Source organism: Kitasatospora sp. NPDC093558, from assembly GCF_040683475.1.
GTDB lineage: Bacteria > Actinomycetota > Actinomycetes > Streptomycetales > Streptomycetaceae > Kitasatospora.
Genome location: NZ_JBFBDY010000998.1, coordinates 1 through 1791 on the forward strand (window position 1 = coordinate 1; position 1791 = coordinate 1791).

At 73.4% G+C, this 1791-nt stretch carries 2 protein-coding genes; both read left to right on the forward strand.

The window, feature by feature from the left end; translation table 11 throughout:
* A partial coding sequence (locus AB0O00_RS37800) for a hypothetical protein (RefSeq protein WP_363659223.1) occupies window positions 1-291 on the forward strand: 291 nt, incomplete at its 5' end.
* Between the two features lie 21 nt (window positions 292-312).
* On the forward strand, window positions 313-1689 hold the full coding sequence (locus AB0O00_RS37805) for a B12-binding domain-containing radical SAM protein (protein ID WP_363659224.1): 1377 nt from the start codon (window positions 313-315) through the stop codon (window positions 1687-1689).
* The last annotated feature ends 102 nt before the right edge of the window (window positions 1690-1791 follow it).

Genomic DNA, 1791 nt, shown 5'->3' on the forward strand with positions numbered 1-1791 from the left:
CGGTACGACGGCCTGCCCGCCCTCGTCCGGGCCCGCGCGGAGGCCGGCCACCCGGTGGCCGCCACCCAGGACTTCCCCCGGCTGCTGTGGAAGATCGCCCGGTTCCGGGCCCGCTCCCTGTGGCCGGCGATCGAGCACACCCGCGACAACCCCCACGCCACCCTCGTCATCGCCGTCGGACCGGGCCGCGCCCGCCGCCGCCGCGCCCTGCTGCGCCGCCAGCTGCGCCGGGCCGGCGTGTCCGCAGCGATCCTGACGGTCCGTCAACTCGACGCCGTCGGCGAGGTCTGAACCCCGACAAGGAGCCTCACCGTGCGCGTACTGGTCCTGTGGCCACCCCACGTCCCCAGCTACTTCAACGCCGGCCACCACCTGCCGGTCTTCTCCGTCGCCGCCTACCTGCGCACCAAGGGCCACCAGGTGGACGCGCTCGACGCCGGCGCGCTCAACCGGACCTGGAAAGAACTGGCCGACCGCCTCCACCAGGGCCGCTACGAGGCCGTCGTCATCGTCAACGAGTACGACGTCGTCGAGGGCGTGCGCCGGGCCGCCGACTACGCCCGCGCCCTACTGCCCGATGCCCTGCTCGTCACCGTCGGCCGGCTGAGCTACCAGAACCCCGGCTTCTTCCACGCGCTCGACCTCGACGCCGTCGTCGCGAGCGGCGACTACGAGGCCGGCACCGCCGCCGCACTCGACTGGGCCCGCGACGGCCGCCCCCCGGTCGACGGCCTGCCCGGCGTGCACCTGCGCCACTCCGGCGGCTGGCACCGGCCGAGCGCCCCCGGCACCTGGCTGCCCGCCGACGAGTGGGCCCTGCCCGACGTCTCCGAGATCCCCTACGCCGCCTACGAGAACCTCTACCGCACCGACGAGAACAAGTTCTGCGGCATCCCCGAACGGCTCGAACTCGTCGCCCCGGTCGCCCGCGGCTGCCCCGTCGGCTGCAGCTTCTGCGACGTCCCGCCCATGCAGGGGCTGCGCGAACGCCGGCTGACCGTCGAGCGCACCATCGACTACATCCGCGACAGCTTCGCCCGGCTGCCGTTCGAGTACGTCGCCTTCTACGCGCCCACCTTCACCCTCAACCGCGCCTGGGTCCTCGACCTGTGCACCGCCCTCGACGCCCAACCGCGCCGCTACCCCTGGAAGTGCGCGACCACCCTGCACCACCTCGACGAGCAACTCGTCGCGCGGATGGCGGCCGCCGGCTGCATCCGGATCAGCGTCGGCGTCGAGACCTTCGAGGAGAACGCCGAACCCGGACTGCCCCGCGTCAAGCGCCGGGCCGAGACCCGCACCGAGGAGGTCGCCCGCTGGTGCCGCACCCATGGGATCGAGCTCAACTGCTTCGTGATCGTCGGCCTGCCCGGCACCACCCCCGAAGGCGCCCGGCACACCATGGCCGCCGTCAAGGACCTCGGCGCCCGCGTCCGCCCCACCCTCTACACCCCGTACGAGCAGATGCGCGCCGACATGACCGAGGCCCAGCTCAGCGCCTACAACCGGCAGACCTTCGCCGACCCCGACGCCGTCCGCGCCACCACCGGCCGCGAACCGGAGGAGTTCCTCGCCCTGCTCTACGGCGGCGACGATTACCGGACCCCGGCCACCGAACGCATCCCCACCACCGAGCGTCCCCGGGTCGTCGAGCTCCTGCCCGTCGTCGACGCCGGGCAGCCCCGGTGAGCGCGGGGCGCCTGCCGGCCGACCACTTGCCGGCCGATCATCGACAGCAGCACCGACTCGTAGTTGACCAGCGCCCCCACCTTGCCCGGCTCGGCCTTGGTG